This is a genomic window from Mesorhizobium sp. GbtcB19 (assembly GCF_019091085.1).
In the GTDB taxonomy this organism is placed as follows: domain Bacteria; phylum Pseudomonadota; class Alphaproteobacteria; order Rhizobiales; family Rhizobiaceae; genus Mesorhizobium.
On record NZ_JAGXJY010000161.1, the window covers coordinates 1 to 312 of the forward strand.

General features: G+C 68.6%; 1 pseudogene. It reads right to left on the reverse strand.

The window, feature by feature from the left end:
• A pseudogene (locus KVT37_RS32045) lies at positions 1-312 on the reverse strand (permease); the annotation flags it as partial.

The following is a 312-nucleotide window of genomic DNA, read 5'->3' on the forward strand; positions in this document are numbered from 1 at the left end:
GCCGCGATAGTAGCCGCCCCTGCCGCCATCGGTCAGAACCACGTCGGTCCGCGACGGCAACCACATGCCATCGAGGATCTCGGCGGGCGATCGGCGGTCCGTTGCCGTCCGTGCAAAGCCGAGCGGAAGAATGTGATGGTCGCAGAGCTCGATCAGCCTATCGGTGGCCGGCCCGGCGCTCCATTCGATGTCGCCGAGGATCGCGGGGCCGAGATCGCGCGCCCGGGCCACGACATCCAGCGGGCGGATCGCGTAGCTGTCGACGATCAGGACAGTCGCGCGGCTGTGGATCTCGTCCGGAAAGTCCGGCGC